Origin of the sequence: Streptomyces sp. NPDC096040 (assembly GCF_040303265.1) — a bacterium.
Classification (GTDB): domain Bacteria; phylum Actinomycetota; class Actinomycetes; order Streptomycetales; family Streptomycetaceae; genus Streptomyces.
The window spans coordinates 35,470-50,644 of sequence record NZ_JBEOTA010000017.1 but is presented as its reverse complement, the minus strand read 5'-3'; the positions used below and the strand labels follow the sequence as shown (position 1 = coordinate 50,644).

12 protein-coding genes are annotated in these 15,175 nt (G+C 72.4%); 10 read left to right on the top strand and 2 right to left on the bottom strand.

Annotation, left to right across the window (positions count from 1 at the left end; translation table 11 throughout):
- The first annotated feature begins 1 nt into the window (after position 1).
- The 7 genes from ABTY98_RS23890 (at position 2) to sucD (ending at position 9,139) form a co-directional block, all read left to right on the top strand.
- The gene (locus tag ABTY98_RS23890; RefSeq protein ID WP_352222989.1) at positions 2-1,183 is read left to right on the top strand and encodes an ATP-binding protein; all 1,182 of its coding nucleotides are present in this window, start codon (positions 2-4) and stop codon (positions 1,181-1,183) included.
- Positions 1,180-3,741 (top strand): DUF5682 family protein, encoded by a 2,562-nt coding sequence (locus tag ABTY98_RS23885; RefSeq protein ID WP_352222987.1) that lies wholly within the window; start codon positions 1,180-1,182, stop codon positions 3,739-3,741. Before ABTY98_RS23890 ends, ABTY98_RS23885 begins: the two co-directional genes overlap by 4 nt.
- Positions 3,738-4,931 carry a VWA domain-containing protein gene (locus ABTY98_RS23880; RefSeq protein WP_352222986.1) on the top strand — a complete coding sequence of 398 codons (1,194 nt, stop codon included), beginning with the start codon at positions 3,738-3,740 and terminating at the stop codon, positions 4,929-4,931. Before ABTY98_RS23885 ends, ABTY98_RS23880 begins: the two co-directional genes overlap by 4 nt.
- Before the next feature lie 158 nt (positions 4,932-5,089).
- Positions 5,090-6,070, top strand: a complete 981-nt coding sequence (locus ABTY98_RS23875; RefSeq protein ID WP_352222984.1) for a hypothetical protein — start codon at positions 5,090-5,092, stop codon at positions 6,068-6,070.
- A 256-nt stretch (positions 6,071-6,326) separates the two neighbouring features.
- On the top strand, positions 6,327-6,632 hold the full coding sequence (locus ABTY98_RS23870) for a hypothetical protein (protein ID WP_352222982.1): 306 nt from the start codon (positions 6,327-6,329) through the stop codon (positions 6,630-6,632).
- A 416-nt stretch (positions 6,633-7,048) separates the two neighbouring features.
- Positions 7,049-8,227 (top strand): ADP-forming succinate--CoA ligase subunit beta, encoded by a 1,179-nt coding sequence (gene sucC / locus ABTY98_RS23865; RefSeq protein WP_352222981.1) that lies wholly within the window; start codon positions 7,049-7,051, stop codon positions 8,225-8,227.
- A gap of 27 nt (positions 8,228-8,254) precedes the next feature.
- A complete protein-coding gene (gene sucD / locus ABTY98_RS23860; RefSeq protein ID WP_352222980.1) occupies positions 8,255-9,139 on the top strand; it encodes a succinate--CoA ligase subunit alpha in 885 nt (294 codons plus the stop codon).
- 111 nt (positions 9,140-9,250) lie between these two features.
- Here the strand turns inward: sucD and ABTY98_RS23855 are convergent, their stop codons facing one another.
- The gene (locus ABTY98_RS23855) at positions 9,251-10,102 is read right to left on the bottom strand and encodes an RNA polymerase sigma factor (RefSeq protein ID WP_502994331.1); all 852 of its coding nucleotides are present in this window, start codon (positions 10,100-10,102) and stop codon (positions 9,251-9,253) included.
- Positions 10,103-10,189: 87 nt separating this feature from the next.
- Here ABTY98_RS23855 and ABTY98_RS23850 point away from each other — a divergent pair, with 87 nt between their 5' ends.
- On the top strand, positions 10,190-11,803 hold the full coding sequence (locus tag ABTY98_RS23850; protein WP_502994330.1) for a cell division protein PerM: 1,614 nt from the start codon (positions 10,190-10,192) through the stop codon (positions 11,801-11,803).
- 30 nt (positions 11,804-11,833) lie between these two features.
- Here ABTY98_RS23850 and ABTY98_RS23845 read toward each other — a convergent pair whose 3' ends face one another.
- Positions 11,834-12,574 (bottom strand): hypothetical protein, encoded by a 741-nt coding sequence (locus ABTY98_RS23845; protein WP_352222978.1) that lies wholly within the window; start codon positions 12,572-12,574, stop codon positions 11,834-11,836.
- Between the two features lie 371 nt (positions 12,575-12,945).
- Between ABTY98_RS23845 and purN the strand changes: the two genes are divergently transcribed.
- Positions 12,946-13,575 (top strand): phosphoribosylglycinamide formyltransferase, encoded by a 630-nt coding sequence (gene purN / locus ABTY98_RS23840; protein WP_352222977.1) that lies wholly within the window; start codon positions 12,946-12,948, stop codon positions 13,573-13,575.
- Positions 13,572-15,137: a bifunctional phosphoribosylaminoimidazolecarboxamide formyltransferase/IMP cyclohydrolase gene (gene purH / locus ABTY98_RS23835; protein WP_352222976.1), complete on the top strand. Its 1,566-nt coding sequence runs from the start codon at positions 13,572-13,574 to the stop codon at positions 15,135-15,137. The genes purN and purH overlap by 4 nt, the downstream gene beginning before the upstream one ends.
- Positions 15,138-15,175: the final 38 nt, after the last annotated feature.

The following is a 15,175-nucleotide window of genomic DNA, read 5'->3' as shown; positions in this document are numbered from 1 at the left end:
CATGACTGTGTCCGTGGAACCGACTGATCCGACGATCGCCGTACCGAGTCAGAACGACTCCGCGAGTGGGGGTGGGGACGTGACCGAGGGCGCCGCAGCGGCTCCGGAAGCCCTGCGACCGCACGCCGAGCACGCCTTCGCCGCCGAACTCGCCGCGCTGGCAGGGCAGGACGACCGGCCGCGTCCGGCCCGATGGAAGATGTCGCCCTGGGCGGTGGCCACCTATCTTCTGGGTGGCACCCTGCCGGACGGCACGGTGATCACACCGAAGTACGTCGGCCCGCGCCGTATCGTCGAGGTCGCCGTCACCACCCTCGCCACCGACCGCGCCCTGCTCCTGCTCGGCGTGCCCGGCACCGCCAAGACCTGGGTCTCCGAGCACCTGGCCGCCGCCGTCAGCGGCGACTCGACCCTGCTGGTGCAGGGCACGGCCGGCACCCCGGAGGAGGCGATCCGCTACGGCTGGAACTACGCACAGCTGCTGGCCAACGGCCCGAGCCGGGACGCTCTCGTGCCGAGCCCGGTCATGCGGGCCATGGCGGAGGGGATGACGGCGAGAGTCGAGGAGCTGACCCGGATCCCGGCCGATGTGCAGGACACGCTGATCACGATCCTGTCCGAGAAGACCCTGCCGATCCCGGAGCTGGGACAGGAGGTGCAGGCGGTCCGCGGCTTCAACCTGATCGCCACCGCCAACGACCGCGACCGGGGGGTCAACGACCTCTCCAGCGCCCTGCGCCGCCGCTTCAACACCGTGGTGCTGCCGCTGCCGGAGAGCGCCGACGCCGAGGTCGACATCGTCTCGCGCCGCGTCGACCAACTCGGCCGCTCGCTGGACCTGCCGGCCGTGCCCGAGGGGATCGAGGAGATCCGCCGGGTCGTCACCGTCTTCCGTGAGCTGCGCGACGGCATCACCACCGACGGCCGTACCAAGCTGAAGCCACCGAGCGGCACGCTCTCCACGGCCGAGGCGATCTCCGTCGTCACGAGCGGCCTCGCCCTGGCCGCCCACTTCGGGGACGGAGTGCTGCGGGCCGGCGATGTCGCGGCCGGCATCCTCGGCGCGGTCGTTCGCGACCCGGCCGCCGACCGGGTCATCTGGCAGGAGTACCTGGAGACGGTCGTCCGCGAGCGGGACGGCTGGAAGGACTTCTACCGCGCCTGCCGGGAGGTGAGCGCGTGAGCGACTCCGCGCGGCAGCGCACCGGGCCGCTGCTCCTGGGAGTACGGCACCACGGGCCCGGCTCCGCGCGGGCGGTGCGGGCCGCCCTGGAGGCCGCGCAACCGAAGGCCGTGCTGATCGAGGGGCCGCCCGAGGCCGATGCGCTGATCCCGCTGGCCGCCGACCCGCAGATGCGGCCCCCGGTAGCCCTCCTCGCGCACGCCGTGGACGAGCCCGGCCGCTCTGCCTTCTGGCCGTTGGCCGACTTCAGCCCCGAGTGGGTGGCCATCCGCTGCTCCCTGGAGCACGAGGTCCCGGCCCGCTTCATCGACCTGCCGGCCTCGCACACGCTGGCGTGGGGGAAGACGGAGGAGGAAGCGGCGGCGCCGTCCGACACAGAGGCCGCAGAGGCCGGTGAACCCGGCGCCGAGCCCGGCGCATCGGACGCCGAGCAGCGGATGCGGGTCGACCCCCTCGCCGCCCTCGCCGAGGCCGCCGGTTACGAGGACGCCGAGCGCTGGTGGGAGGACGTCGTCGAGCACCGGGGCGTGACCGGGGAGCAGGAGCGGGACGTGCTCGCACCGTTCACCGCGGTGGCGGAGGCGATGGAGGTGCTGCGGGAGACGTACGGGGTCGGCGGGCGCGACCGGGACCCGGTGCGGGAGGCGTATATGCGACTCCAGCTACGGTCGGCTCAAAGGGACTTCGGCGAGGATGTCGCGGTGGTGTGCGGGGCGTGGCATGTGCCGGCGCTGCGCGCCCGGAGCACGGTCGGGGCCGACAAGGAGCTGCTGAAGGGGCTGCCCAAGGTCAAGACGGACATGACCTGGGTGCCGTGGACCAACCGCCGGCTGGCGCGGGCCGGCGGATACGGCGCGGGCATCGACTCACCGGGCTGGTACGGCCACCTGTTCCGGGCCCCGGACCGGCCGGTGGAGCGGTGGCTCACCAAAGTGGCCGGGCTGCTGCGCGAGGAGGACCGGTTGGTCTCCTCGGCCCATGTCATCGAGGCGGTACGGCTGGCCGAGACGCTCGCCGTGATGCGTGGCCGCCCGCTGCCCGGCCTGGGCGAGACGACCGACGCGGTGCGGGCGGTGCTCTGCGAGGGCTCGGACGTTCCGCTGGCGCTGGTGCACGACCGGCTGGTGGTCGGGGACGTGCTGGGGGAGGTGCCGGAGGCGGCGCCCGCGGTGCCGTTGCAGCGCGACCTGGCCAGGGAACAGCGCCGGCTCAGGCTCAAGCCCGAGGCACTGGAGCGGGAGTTGGAGCTCGACCTGCGCAAGGAGAACGACACCGGGCGCAGCCGGCTGCTGCACCGGCTGCGGCTGCTCGGCGTCGGGTGGGGCGAGCCGGTGCAGTCGCGGGGGAGCACGGGCACGTTCCGGGAGACCTGGCGGCTGCGCTGGGAGCCGGAACTGGCGGTGCGGATCGCCGAGGCCGGGGTGTGGGGGACGACCGTCGAGGGCGCGGCGACGGCCAAGGCCGAGGCCGACGCGGTGCACGCGACCGCCCTCGCCGAAGTCACCGCGCTCGCCGAACACTGCCTGCTCGCGGGGCTCCCGGACGCGCTGCCCGTGGTGATGCGGGCGCTCGCCGACCGGGCCGCACTGGACGCGGACGTCGGCCATCTCGCCCAGGCCCTGCCTGCCCTGGTCCGTTCCCTGCGCTACGGCGATGTACGGGGCACCGACACCCGGGCGCTCGCCGAGCTGGCCGCGGGCCTCGCCGAGCGGGTCTTCGTCGGGCTCCCACCGGCCTGCACCGCCCTCGACGCGGACGCGGCGGAGGAGATGCGGGGCCATGTGGACGCGGTGCACACGGCGGTCGGGCTGCTCGGCGAGACGACGACGGGTGCGGAGGCCGTGACGGCGACAGGCGCGGAGGCCGTGACGGTGACGGGTGCGAAGACCGCGACGGCGACAGACACGGAGACCGGCTCTGGCTCCGACTCCGCCCCCGGTGCCGGTGCCGGTCCTCGCGTCAACCGCACCCCCACCCCCACCCGCACCTCCACCCCCGGCCCCCGCGACCTCCGTGGCCGCTGGCGGGCGGTGCTGCGCACGCTCTCGGGGCGGGACACCGTGCCCGGGGTGTTGCGGGGGCGGGCCATGAGGATTCTGCTGGACGAGGGGGAACTGGGGGCGGAGGAGGCGGCCCGGCTGATGGGGCTGGTGCTCTCGCCGGGGACCCCGCCGGCGGACGCGGCGGCCTGGATCGAGGGGTTCGTCGGCGGGAGCGGCGGGGGCGGGATGCTGCTCGTGCACGACGAGCGGCTGCTCGGGCTGGTCGACGCCTGGCTGACCGGGGTGCCGGCGGAGGCGTTCACGGACGTACTGCCGCTGCTGCGGCGGACGTTCTCGGCGTACGAGCCGGGGGTGCGCAGAACGCTGGGCGAGCTGGTGAGGCGGGGCCTGGGGGAGCGGACCCAACGGGCCGGACAGGCCGGCGGGACACCGGGGTTCGGCGCCGAAGCGGACGCCGAGCGTGCCGATGCCGTACTGCCGGTGCTGCGGCTGCTGCTCGGCCTGGACGACACGACGGCGGTTGACGACAACGACCTTGTGGGGGCGGGGAGATGACAGCGGATCTGACGGACGGCGGCACCGGAGTCGACGACCCGACGCGGGAGGCGCAGGAACGGCTGCGGCGCTGGCGGCTGGTGCTCGGGGGCGAGGCCGCCGACGGGACCGGCTGCACGCTGTCCGGGCGGGACGCGGCGATGGACGGAACGCTGGCCGCGCTCTACGGGAAGGGGGACAGACCGCGGTCGGGGCGGGAGCGGTCGGCGGGGCTGGGGGCGTCGGCGCCGTCGGTGGCGCGCTGGCTGGGCGACATCCGGACGTACTTCCCGTCCTCCGTCGTCCAGGTCATGCAGCGGGACGCCATCGACCGGCTGGGGCTGGCCGCGCTGCTGCTCGAACCGGAGATGCTGGAGGCGGTCGAGGCCGATGTGCACCTGGTCGGCACGCTGCTCTCGCTCAACAGGGCGATGCCGGAGACCACGAAGGAGACGGCACGGGCGGTCGTACGCAAGGTCGTCGAGGACCTGGAGAAGCGGCTGGCCACCCGCACCCGGGCCACCCTCACCGGCGCCCTCGACCGCAGCGCCCGGATCAGCCGGCCACGCCACCACGACATCGACTGGAACCGCACGATCGCGGCCAACCTCAAGCACTACCTGCCCGAGTACCGGACGATCGTGCCTGAGCGGCTCATCGGGTACGGGCGGGCGTCACAGTCGGTGAAGAAGGAAGTGGTCCTCTGTATCGACCAGTCCGGGTCGATGGCCGCTTCGGTCGTGTATGCCTCGGTGTTCGGGGCGGTGCTGGCGTCCATGCGCTCCATCGACACCCGGCTCGTCGTCTTCGACACGGCGGTCGTCGATCTCACCGACCAGCTCGACGACCCGGTGGACGTCCTGTTCGGCACCCAGCTCGGCGGCGGTACGGACATCAACCGGGCGCTCGCGTACTGCCAGTCGCAGATCACCCGTCCGGCCGAGACCGTCGTCGTGCTCATCAGCGACCTCTACGAGGGCGGGATACGGAACGAGATGCTGAAGCGGGTGGCGGCGATGAAGGCGTCGGGGGTGCAGTTCGTGGCGCTGCTCGCGCTGTCGGACGAGGGGGCGCCGGCCTACGACCGTGAGCACGCGGCCGCGCTCGCCGCGCTGGGCGCACCGGCGTTCGCGTGCACGCCTGATCTCTTCCCCGAGGTGATGGCGGCGGCGATCGAGAAGCGGCCGATTCCGGTGCCGGAGGCCGTGTGAAGGAGATCGCATCAAGTCAAAGAGGTCCTGTGAACAGGACATGAGTGGCCGTCGGTAAGAGGCACTTGCGCAACCGTGGGCAGGGCGTGCGAGGATCGACGCCGCGCTTCCTGCTTCCTCGCGTCCTCGTGCCGCCGCACCGAAGGAACTTCGCCGTCTTGACCTCGTCAGCAGTGCTGCCCGGTGTCGCCGTGCGCGTGTCGCACACGGTGGCGGGGCGGCGTGCGCTGCAACTGGCGCTGCTGGTCGGCGGACTGCTCGCGCTCGGCCTCCTCTGCGGAGGACGGGCGCAGGCGGCCGAGGGGACGCAAACGGTGCCGCCGCCGTTGTTGACGTCCGTGGTGAGCCGACTGGACGTGGACAAGGTGGTGCCGCACAGCGAGCCGGTGCGGGACGAGAAGGCGACGCCCCGCGAGACGGCACGCCACCCGTGCGTCACCCACTCGGCGTCCACGACACCTGTGGCACCCGTGGCACACGCCGCACCCGCACTGCCCGCCGTGCCGGTGGCCCCGGTCGTGCCGGTGGTGGGGGAAACGGTTCGCTCGGTGACCGCGGCCGTGACTCAGGGGCTCGGTGACGTGGCGCAGCAGGTGTCGGAGTTGCCGGCGAAGCTGACCACGCGGCCCCTGCCCGTGCAGTTGCCCACGCTTCCGGCGCTGCCGGGTACATCCAGCACCCTGCCGGTGTCGGAACCGCCCGCTGAGTCGCCCCCGGTGCCGGTCACCTCGGCGCCCGGCACAACCGAGGCACGGCCCGCTGTGACGGACGGCGTACGGCAGCGGACCGCGCAGCAGACCGCCCGTACGAAGAAGCCGGCGACGACCGTGACGTCGTACGGGCCGCAGGGCACCACCGTCACCCCGGCCCCGGTCTCCGGGACGGCGGCGCACACGCACACCGGGGGCCACCGTGCCCCCCACGCCGTCGACGCTCCCGGTCACCCCGCGCCCACCGGTGAGCCGGACGGCGTGCTGGGCAAGCAGGCGGTCGACGGCGGTTCCTCGAGGCACGGTGACGCGTACGCCGTGACCTTCGACGACCGGGGGCCGCTGCGGCTGGTGCCCGGTGCCGCCGCGCGCGTGGACGCGGCCGGGACCCGGGACAGGTACCGGGACATCCCCGTCTTCCCAGGCTAGGACCGGCGACCCGCTTTCCCTGCTCCCCGCCCAGACCTGTCGCGCGGGGGCGGAACAGGTCTGCCCGTCTGTCCGGACCCCTGCGGATCCCGTGCTTCGGATCCCTCTCCGCGGCATCCCACTCGGCATCCCCGTGGATTCCCCTCCGACCGCTCCGGACGGCGATGTCCCCAGCCGCGCTTCCGGCCCACCGGAAGCCTCCCGGCTCCGCAGCTGCGTGACGTACGCACCGGAGCCCCTAAGGACTGACGTACGCATGAACAAGAACATCGGCAGCTCCCTCTTCATAGCCACCGACGACGCCGCACGCCGGCGGGAGGCGAGCCGAGCGGCCAGGATCCGCGCCGCGCAGGCCATCCAGGGGGCCCGGGCGGCACGGGCCGCACAGGCCACGGCCAAGGCCCAGGCCACCGCGAGGGCGCACGCCCAGGCCCTGCAGAGGCGGGCGGCGACCATGCTCGCGGCCACCGGCTCCGGTTCCGGCATCGACACCGGCATTGGCGCCGTGTCCCTGACCTCGGAGTGCGTCCCCGGGCCGCAGGCCAGGAGCTACTCCGTCTGACTCCGGGGGCGCCCGGCCCGGACGGCCGAATGCCGTCGGTCCGTCCGGTCGGAATCCCTCGGTCCGGGCCGCCCGGTCCCCATTGGGGCGGGGACCGGCCGCCCGCCCCCTGAGAAGGGGCCTGAGGCCTCACCGGGCCAACCCCAGCCCGGTGAGGCCTCGCACATTGTCCGCAAGGCGGCACGCGGTGCCACCAGAACCCGCAATACCCGGCATCATGTGACAGGTATCACCGCTCAGGTGTGACCCCTGATTTAGAGACCCCCCGCGAGCGGCGATAATCTGCGAGACGGACATGCCGCGCGCTCGGACACCGTGTGCGCCTCCCTTGTGACACATTGCGGACGTCACGTTGCCCTTCGCGGCACGCCCACGCATCCAACGAACCGCGAGATCACTGATAGGGACGGAAGCGCGTGGACCTGTTCGAGTACCAGGCGAGGGACCTCTTCGCCAAGCACGATGTACCGGTGCTGGCCGGTGAAGTCATCGACACGCCTGAGGCGGCGCGCGAGATCACCGAGCGTCTGGGCGGCAAGTCCGTCGTCAAGGCGCAGGTGAAGGTCGGTGGTCGCGGCAAGGCCGGTGGCGTCAAGCTGGCCGCCTCCGCGGACGAGGCCGTCGCCCGGGCGACGGACATTCTCGGCATGGACATCAAGGGCCACACGGTCCACAAGGTCATGATCGCCGAGACCGCCCCGGAGATCGTCGAGGAGTACTACGTCTCCTTCCTCCTCGACCGTGCCAACCGCACCTTCCTCTCCATCGCCTCCGTCGAGGGCGGCATGGAGATCGAGGAGGTGGCGGCCACCCGTCCGGAGGCCGTCGCCCAGACCCCGATCAACGCGATCGACGGTGTGGACCTGGCCAAGGCCAAGGAGATCGTCGCCGCGGCGAAGTTCCCGGCCGACGTCGCCGACCAGATCGCCGACATCCTGGTCAAGCTGTGGGACACCTTCATCAAGTCGGACGCCCTCCTCGTCGAGGTCAACCCGCTCGCGAAGGTCGTCTCCGGCGAGGTCCTGGCCCTGGACGGCAAGGTGTCGCTCGACGACAACGCCGAGTTCCGGCACGACTGGGACGAGCTGCACGACAAGGCCGCGGCCAACCCGCTCGAGGCCGCCGCCAAGGAGAAGAACCTCAACTACGTCAAGCTCGACGGCGAGGTCGGCATCATCGGCAACGGCGCGGGTCTCGTCATGAGCACCCTGGACGTCGTCGCGTACGCCGGTGAGAAGCACGGCGGCGTCAAGCCCGCCAACTTCCTCGACATCGGCGGTGGCGCCTCCGCCCAGGTGATGGCGAACGGCCTGGAGATCATCCTCGGTGACCCGGACGTCCGGTCCGTGTTCGTCAACGTCTTCGGTGGCATCACCGCCTGCGACGAGGTCGCAAACGGCATCGTGCAGGCCCTGAAGCTCCTGGAGGACCGCGGCGAGAACGTCTCCAAGCCGCTCGTCGTCCGCCTCGACGGCAACAACGCCGAACTGGGTCGCAAGATCCTCACCGACGCCAACCACCCGCTGGTGCAGCGCGTCGACACCATGGACGGCGCGGCCGACAAGGCCGCCGAGCTGGCCCACGCCGCCAAGTAAGCACTCAGGACGAGGACAGAACACACCATGGCTATCTGGCTCAACAAGGACAGCAAGGTCATCGTCCAGGGCATGACCGGCGCCACGGGCATGAAGCACACCAAGCTCATGCTGGGCGACGGCACCAACGTCGTGGGCGGCGTCAACCCGCGCAAGGCCGGTCAGAAGGTCGACTTCGACGGCACCGAGGTACCGGTCTTCGGCACCGTCAAGGAGGCCATCGAGGCCACCGGCGCCAACGTCTCCGTCATCTTCGTGCCGGAGAAGTTCACCAAGGCCGCGGTCGACGAGGCCATCGACGCCGAGATCCCGCTGGCGGTCGTGATCACCGAGGGCATCGCCGTGCACGACTCGGCGGCCTTCTGGGCGTACGCCGGCAAGAAGGGCAACAAGACCCGGATCATCGGCCCGAACTGCCCCGGCATCATCACCCCGGGCCAGTCGAACGTCGGCATCATCCCGGGCGACATCACCAAGCCGGGCCGTATCGGCCTGGTCTCGAAGTCCGGCACGCTGACGTACCAGATGATGTACGAGCTCCGTGACATCGGCTTCTCGACCGCCGTCGGCATCGGTGGCGACCCGATCATCGGCACCACGCACATCGACGCGCTCGCCGCGTTCCAGGACGACCCCGACACCGACCTGATCGTGATGATCGGTGAGATCGGTGGCGACGCCGAGGAGCGTGCGGCCGCGTTCATCAAGGAGAACGTGACCAAGCCGGTCGTCGGTTACGTCGCGGGCTTCACCGCGCCCGAGGGCAAGACCATGGGTCACGCCGGCGCCATCGTCTCCGGTTCGTCGGGCACCGCCCAGGCGAAGAAGGAGGCCCTGGAGGCCGCGGGCGTCAAGGTCGGCAAGACCCCGACCGAGACGGCGAAGCTGGCGCGCGAGATTCTCGCCGGCTGACGCCACGCAAGACAGCTGAGCGTCGGCAGGCCCGTCCCCGGGGTGGGGGCGGGCCTGCCGACGTTGCGGGAACCGCGCGACCAGCCCCCACCGGCCCGCGGCCGAACCCGCTCACCTCGCCGTCGGAACCAGCCGCTCCGGGCCGTTCGCCGCTTCCTTCCGCAGCTTCGCGCGCAGTGCACGCTCCCCTGCCGACAACGGCCCCAGCCCCACCTCCGCCGGTACCCCGCTGATCGCCTGTGCCGGGCCGACCGGCGCCTCGTAGTGCGTCGGTGCCGTCCGTAGCGTGAGCGTCGTCGCCGCGACGATCGTCGCCGTGAAGGCGAGGGCGGACCGGGTCCAGAAACGTGTCCGGCGTTCGGCGTAGGTCCGCACGGCGGTCGGCCGGCCCGCCCGCAGGCTTTCCGCCGAGGCCAGTTCGGCCATCCGGCGGTTCAACGCGGCGGGGTCCGCCAGCTCGGGAACCTCGTCGGCGACCGCCCGCCGCGCGTGGGTCAGCCGCCGCGCCGCCGCCGGCGTGCTCGCCTCCGTCTCCGCCGCCGTCTCCGGCAGGTCGAGGCCGACGCCGTCGTACAGCAGGAGCGTGCGGCGGTACGACGGCGGGAGTTTGAGGAGCGCGTCCAGCAGGGCGCGGTCGGCCGCGTCGGCCGGTGGGGACTCGGGCTGGCGGTAGCGCAGCCGGAGCCGGTGCCAGGGGGAGAGCGCGCACTCGTGCGCAACCGCCCGCACCCAGCCGGCCGGGTCCCGGTCGCGGGCCACCTGCGGCCAGTTCTGCCAGGCGAGTTGGAAGGCCCGCTCGACGGCTTCCCGCGCCAGCTCCCGGCGCCCGGTGAGCAGATAGGTCTGCCGTACCAGGGCCGGGGCGCAGAACGCGTACAGCGCGTCGAAGGCCTGAGTGGGCGTCAGGACAGCGGACGGTACGGCCTCGTCGGCGTGGACAGGGCTCTGCGTCACCGGGCGCACCTTCCCTCGAAAAAACACATAAACATATATTGGGCGACACTTCGGTGGTTTGCCTGTTACGACGGGAAAGCGCGTGTCGTTGGGAGCATGGCCGTCGTGATTCGGATGCCCGCACACCGACCGCCGTCGGCACCCCCGCCGCGCCCGTCGCTTCTGTCGCTCCTGCTCACCCGGTTGCGCGACCGTTCCCCCGGACTGGGCGCGAGCCTCCTGGGCGGCGCCATCGCGGCCGGGCTCGGACTCGGCTTCTTCTCCGTGCTGGTGATGGCGCTGTGGGTCAGTTCGCCGTATCCCGACAGCGGACCGGGCGGCGCGCTGCATCTCGCGGCGGCGCTGTGGCTCCTCGCCCACGGGGTCGAACTGGTCCGCACCGACACCCTGTCCGGGGCGCCGGCCCCGGTCGGGGTGACGCCGTTGCTGCTGCTCGTGCTGCCGGCGCTGCTGGTGTACCGGGGGGCGCGGGACGCGGTGGACGCCCCGGACGGCGACGGCGACGACATCGACGCACCGCCGCCGGTCCAGGCCCGTACGGCGTGGACCGGGGTCGTCGCCGGCTATCTCGGCGTCGGCGGCTGCGTCGCGCTGTACGCCTCCGGCGGCGAACTGCGGCCCGCCTGGGGATGGGTGGCGGTGTCCGTGCCGCTGCTCGCGACGGCCGCGGCGGGCGCCGGGGTGTGGACGGCGTACGGCCGTCCGCGCGAGCCACTGCTGAGTCTGGCGGTGGTGCTCCCGGGGCCGGTACGGCGACTGCTCGTCGGCCGGGACACCCGGGAGCGGTGGGGTACGGCCGTCCGTGCCTCCCTGGCCGGGGTGGCCGTGTTCTTCGGGGGCGGAACGCTGCTGCTCGCGGTGTCGCTGGTGGCGCACGGTGACACGGCCCGGGCGTCGTTCCTGCAACTGACGGAGGGGTGGACCGGCCGGTTCGCGGTCCTGCTCCTGTGCCTCTCGCTGATCCCGAACGCGGCGGTGTGGTCGGCGTCGTACGCGGTCGGCCCCGGCTTCGCGCTCGGCGCCGGTCATGTCGTGAACCCTTTTGCCGCCGACCCGGCCCCGCTCCTGCCGCCCTTGCCGCTGCTCGCGGCCGTGCCGGCGCACGGGCCCGGAACGCCGCTGAACCTGCTGGCCGGGGCGGTGCCGATGGCGGCCGGGGTGACGATGGCGTGGTTCGTGGTGGGCAGAGCGGCCAGGCGGAGCTGGTCCGCCGGGCGCACGGCCGGGGTGACGACGCTGGCGGCGCTGCTGTGCGCGCTGCTGCTTGCGGCCCTCGCCGAACTGGCGGGCGGCCCCCTCGGTGTCGCCACGCTCACCCGCTTCGGGCCGCTCTGGTGGCAGACGGGCCCGGCGACCTGCGCCTGGCTCCTCGTGGTGGGCGTACCGGCGGCCCTGGCGGTGCGGGCCTTGCGGGGGCTGAGCCCGGCCTCGTTGGCGGCCTGGCTCGGGTTCGGGAAACAGAAGTCCGGGGAGGAACCGGCCGCGGAGAAGGAGAGCGAGGCCCCGGCGAGCCCGGCCCCCGCCGTGGTGGTCTCGCTGCTGCCCGACCAGGGCGACGGCGACACGTACGAGGCGCTGCCCGCCGAGCCGTACGAGATGCTGCGGGCCGACCCACCGCCCGCCCCCTGGCAGGACGATGCGGCACGCAAGGCCCGGTGGGCGACGCTGCGAGAGGCAGCCGAGCCGCCGGACAGCCCCGACGGAACCTGATGGTGGGACTGACCCCTTCCGGCCGTCCCGTCAGCCGTTCGTGGTGCTCAGGAAGGTGCGCAGCTCCTGCGGCAGCAGATGGTCGCAGGACTGCTGGGCCTCGCTGGTGAGGGCGTCCGTGACGCACGTGTAGTAGTCGCGGTAGACCATCTGGGCCGTGAAGGTCGCCGCCACCAGGGCCAGGGCAAGCGAGGCCGTGACCAGGCCGCTGATCGCCGCCGTCGTCTGCGGGCGGCCGGTGGCGGCCGTGGCCTCCTCGGGGCTGCGCGGCTTGGCGCGGAGCGCGCTGACACCCCAGTAGATACCCAGGGCGCCCAGCAGCAGTGCCACGTACGGCCAGCCGAAGAGGGCGAAGAGGAAGGCCCACATCCCGCACAGCAGGGCATACCGCGCCCGGCGCTGTGCCGGGTCCGTCGGGTCGAAGCGCATACCCGGGCCACCGGGGCCGCCCTGACCGCCGTCGCCCGGACGCTCGTCGGGACGCTCGCCGAAGCCGCCGGACTGCCGGCCGGGCTGGCGGTCGCTCCACTGGCTGCCCCAGGGCGATCCCTTGTCGCCGTCACCGGCCGGGCGGCGGGGCTGCCACGGCTTGTCCGGCGTGCCCTCCGGCGGCGGGGCGAAGGGGTTGTCGTCCTGCTGGTCGCCCTTCGGCCGGTCCGAGGGCGCCTCCGGCGGCGAGGCCGGCCGCTCCCGCAACAGCACGGCGGAACGCGGCCCTCCCTGTACCGACTGCGGGGGGAGCATGCGAAGTCCCAGGCTGCGGTCCGGCATCAAAGTGAGCGTCTTCCCCTAGATCAAGATGAACAGAGCGGATGGCTGAGCTGACGGCTGTGACTGGCTTACGGATACGACCGCATGGATACAGCTGATGGATACGGCTGATCGATACAGCGGACGAAACGGCTGGTTACTTCGTGAACGCGTCGTATCCCGCACGCGTTCCCGCCTCGGTACCTCCCAGACGCTACCTTCCGGCCACGCCCCCGTCCCGTGGGGGCCGTCCGGTGTGCCGGTATCGTTGCTGACGGTCGCCCGCTTCGTAGACTTCCCCGTATCCCGGGGCGCGAAGCACTCGTACGAATGTACAAAGCGTGTGCGAGTCCGGCCGCCGTACCGACGCTCCCCCGAGAAAGGGCCAAACCGTGGCCGCCAAGCCCGTGGCCAAGCGCCTCGTCGTGCTGGTCTCCGGATCCGGCACCAACCTCCAGGCGCTCCTCGACGCGATCGCCGAGAGCGGCGTCGAGGCCTACGGCGCCGAGGTCGTCGCCGTAGGTGCCGACCGTGACGGCATCGAGGGGCTCGCGCGCGCCGAGCGCGCCGGGATCGCGACCTTCGTGACCAGGGTGAAGGACTTCGGGACGCGGCAGGAGTGGGACCGGGCGCTGACCGAGGCCGTGGCCGCGCACGAACCCGACCTGGTCGTCTCCGCCGGGTTCATGAAGATCCTCGGCAAGGAGTTTCTGGCACGGTTCGGCGGGCGGACGGTGAACACACACCCCGCCCTGCTGCCCAGTTTCGCCGGGGCCCACGGCGTACGGGACGCGCTCGCGTACGGCGTCAAGGTCACCGGCTGCACCGTCCACTTCGTCGACGACGGCGTCGACACCGGGCCGATCATCGCTCAGGGCGTGGTGGAGGTCCGGGACGAGGACGACGAGAGCGCTCTGCACGAGCGCATCAAGGAAGTCGAGCGAAGCCTGCTCGTCGAGGTCGTGGGGCGGATCGCCCGCAACGGCCATCGCATCGAGGGACGAAAGGTAGTTATCCAGTGACCGCCGAGAGCAACAAGCGGCCCATCCGACGGGCGCTCGTCAGCGTCTACGACAAGACGGGCCTCGAAGACCTCGCGCGCGGGCTGCACGGGGCGGGTGTCGAACTCGTCTCCACCGGCTCCACCGCCTCCCGTATCGCCGCCGCCGGTGTCCCCGTGACCAAGGTCGAGGAGCTCACCGGCTTCCCGGAGTGCCTGGACGGCCGGGTCAAGACCCTGCACCCCAAGGTGCACGCCGGCATCCTCGCCGACCTGCGCCTGGAGAGCCACCGGCAGCAGCTCGAAGAGCTCGGTGTCGAGCCGTTCGACCTCGTCGTGGTCAACCTCTACCCGTTCCGTGAGACCGTCGCCTCGGGTGCCTCGCCCGACGAGTGCGTCGAGCAGATCGACATCGGCGGCCCCTCGATGGTCCGCGCCGCCGCCAAGAACCACCCCTCGGTCGCCGTGGTCACCAGCCCCGAGCGGTACGCCGACGTCCTCGCCGCCGTCGCCGAGGGCGGCTTCGACCTCGCCACCCGCAAGCGGCTCGCCGCCGAGGCCTTCCAGCACACCGCGTCGTACGACGTGGCGGTCGCCTCCTGGTTCGCCTCCGAGTACGCCCCCGTGGACGACTCCCGGTTCCCCGACTTCCTCGGCGCCACCTGGGAGCGCGAGAACACCCTGCGCTACGGCGAGAACCCGCACCAGCCCGCCGCCCTCTACGTCGACGCCGACGGCGGCGGCCTCGCGAAGGCCGAGCAGCTGCACGGCAAGGAGATGTCGTACAACAACTACACGGACACGGACGCCGCGCGCCGTGCCGCGTACGACCACGACGAGCCCTGCGTCGCGATCATCAAGCACGCCAACCCCTGTGGCATCGCGATCGGTTCGGACGTCGCCGAGGCGCACCGCAAGGCGCACGCCTGCGACCCGCTGTCGGCGTTCGGCGGGGTCATCGCCGTGAACCGGCCGGTGAGCAAGGCGATGGCCGAGCAGGTCGCGGAGATCTTCACCGAGGTCATCGTCGCCCCGGACTACGAGGAGGGGGCCCTGGAGGCCCTCGCCAAGAAGAAGAACATCCGCGTGCTGAAGGCGCCGGGCGCCCCCGCCAACCCGGTCGAGGTCAAGCCCGTCGACGGCGGTGTGCTGCTCCAGGTCACCGACCGGCTCCAGGCGGAGGGCGACGACCCGGCCAACTGGACCCTGGCCACCGGCGAGGCGCTGAGCCCCGAGGAGCTCCGGGAACTCGCCTTCGCCTGGAAGGCCTGCCGGGCCGTGAAGTCCAACGCCATCCTGCTCGCCAAGGACGGCGCCTCGGTCGGCGTCGGCATGGGCCAGGTCAACCGCGTGGACTCCGCGAAGCTCGCCGTCGAGCGGGCGGGGGAGGAGCGGGCCCGCGGCTCCTATGCCGCCTCCGACGCCTTCTTCCCCTTCCCCGACGGCCTGGAGGTCCTCACCGCGGCCGGCGTCAAGGCCGTGGCGCAGCCGGGCGGTTCGATGCGCGACGAACTGAGCATCGAGGCCGCGAAGAAGGCGGGCGTGACGATGTACTTCACGGGGACGCGGCACTTCTTCCACTGACCCTCGCAAGAGCGGAAACGCCAGGGCCGTGTCCCCCC

Excerpts from the sequence above, each read along its gene's own strand:
- sucD (WP_352222980.1), top strand. The coding sequence starts at position 8,255 with ATGGCTATCTGGCTCAACAAGGACAGCAAGGTCATCGTCCAGGGCATG.
- ABTY98_RS23850 (WP_502994330.1), top strand. The coding sequence starts at position 10,190 with ATGGCCGTCGTGATTCGGATGCCCGCACACCGACCGCCGTCGGCACCC.
- ABTY98_RS23890 (WP_352222989.1), top strand. The coding sequence starts at position 2 with ATGACTGTGTCCGTGGAACCGACTGATCCGACGATCGCCGTACCGAGT.
- ABTY98_RS23880 (WP_352222986.1), top strand. The coding sequence starts at position 3,738 with ATGACAGCGGATCTGACGGACGGCGGCACCGGAGTCGACGACCCGACG.
- ABTY98_RS23845 (WP_352222978.1), bottom strand. The coding sequence starts at position 12,574 with ATGCCGGACCGCAGCCTGGGACTTCGCATGCTCCCCCCGCAGTCGGTA.
- ABTY98_RS23870 (WP_352222982.1), top strand. The coding sequence starts at position 6,327 with ATGAACAAGAACATCGGCAGCTCCCTCTTCATAGCCACCGACGACGCC.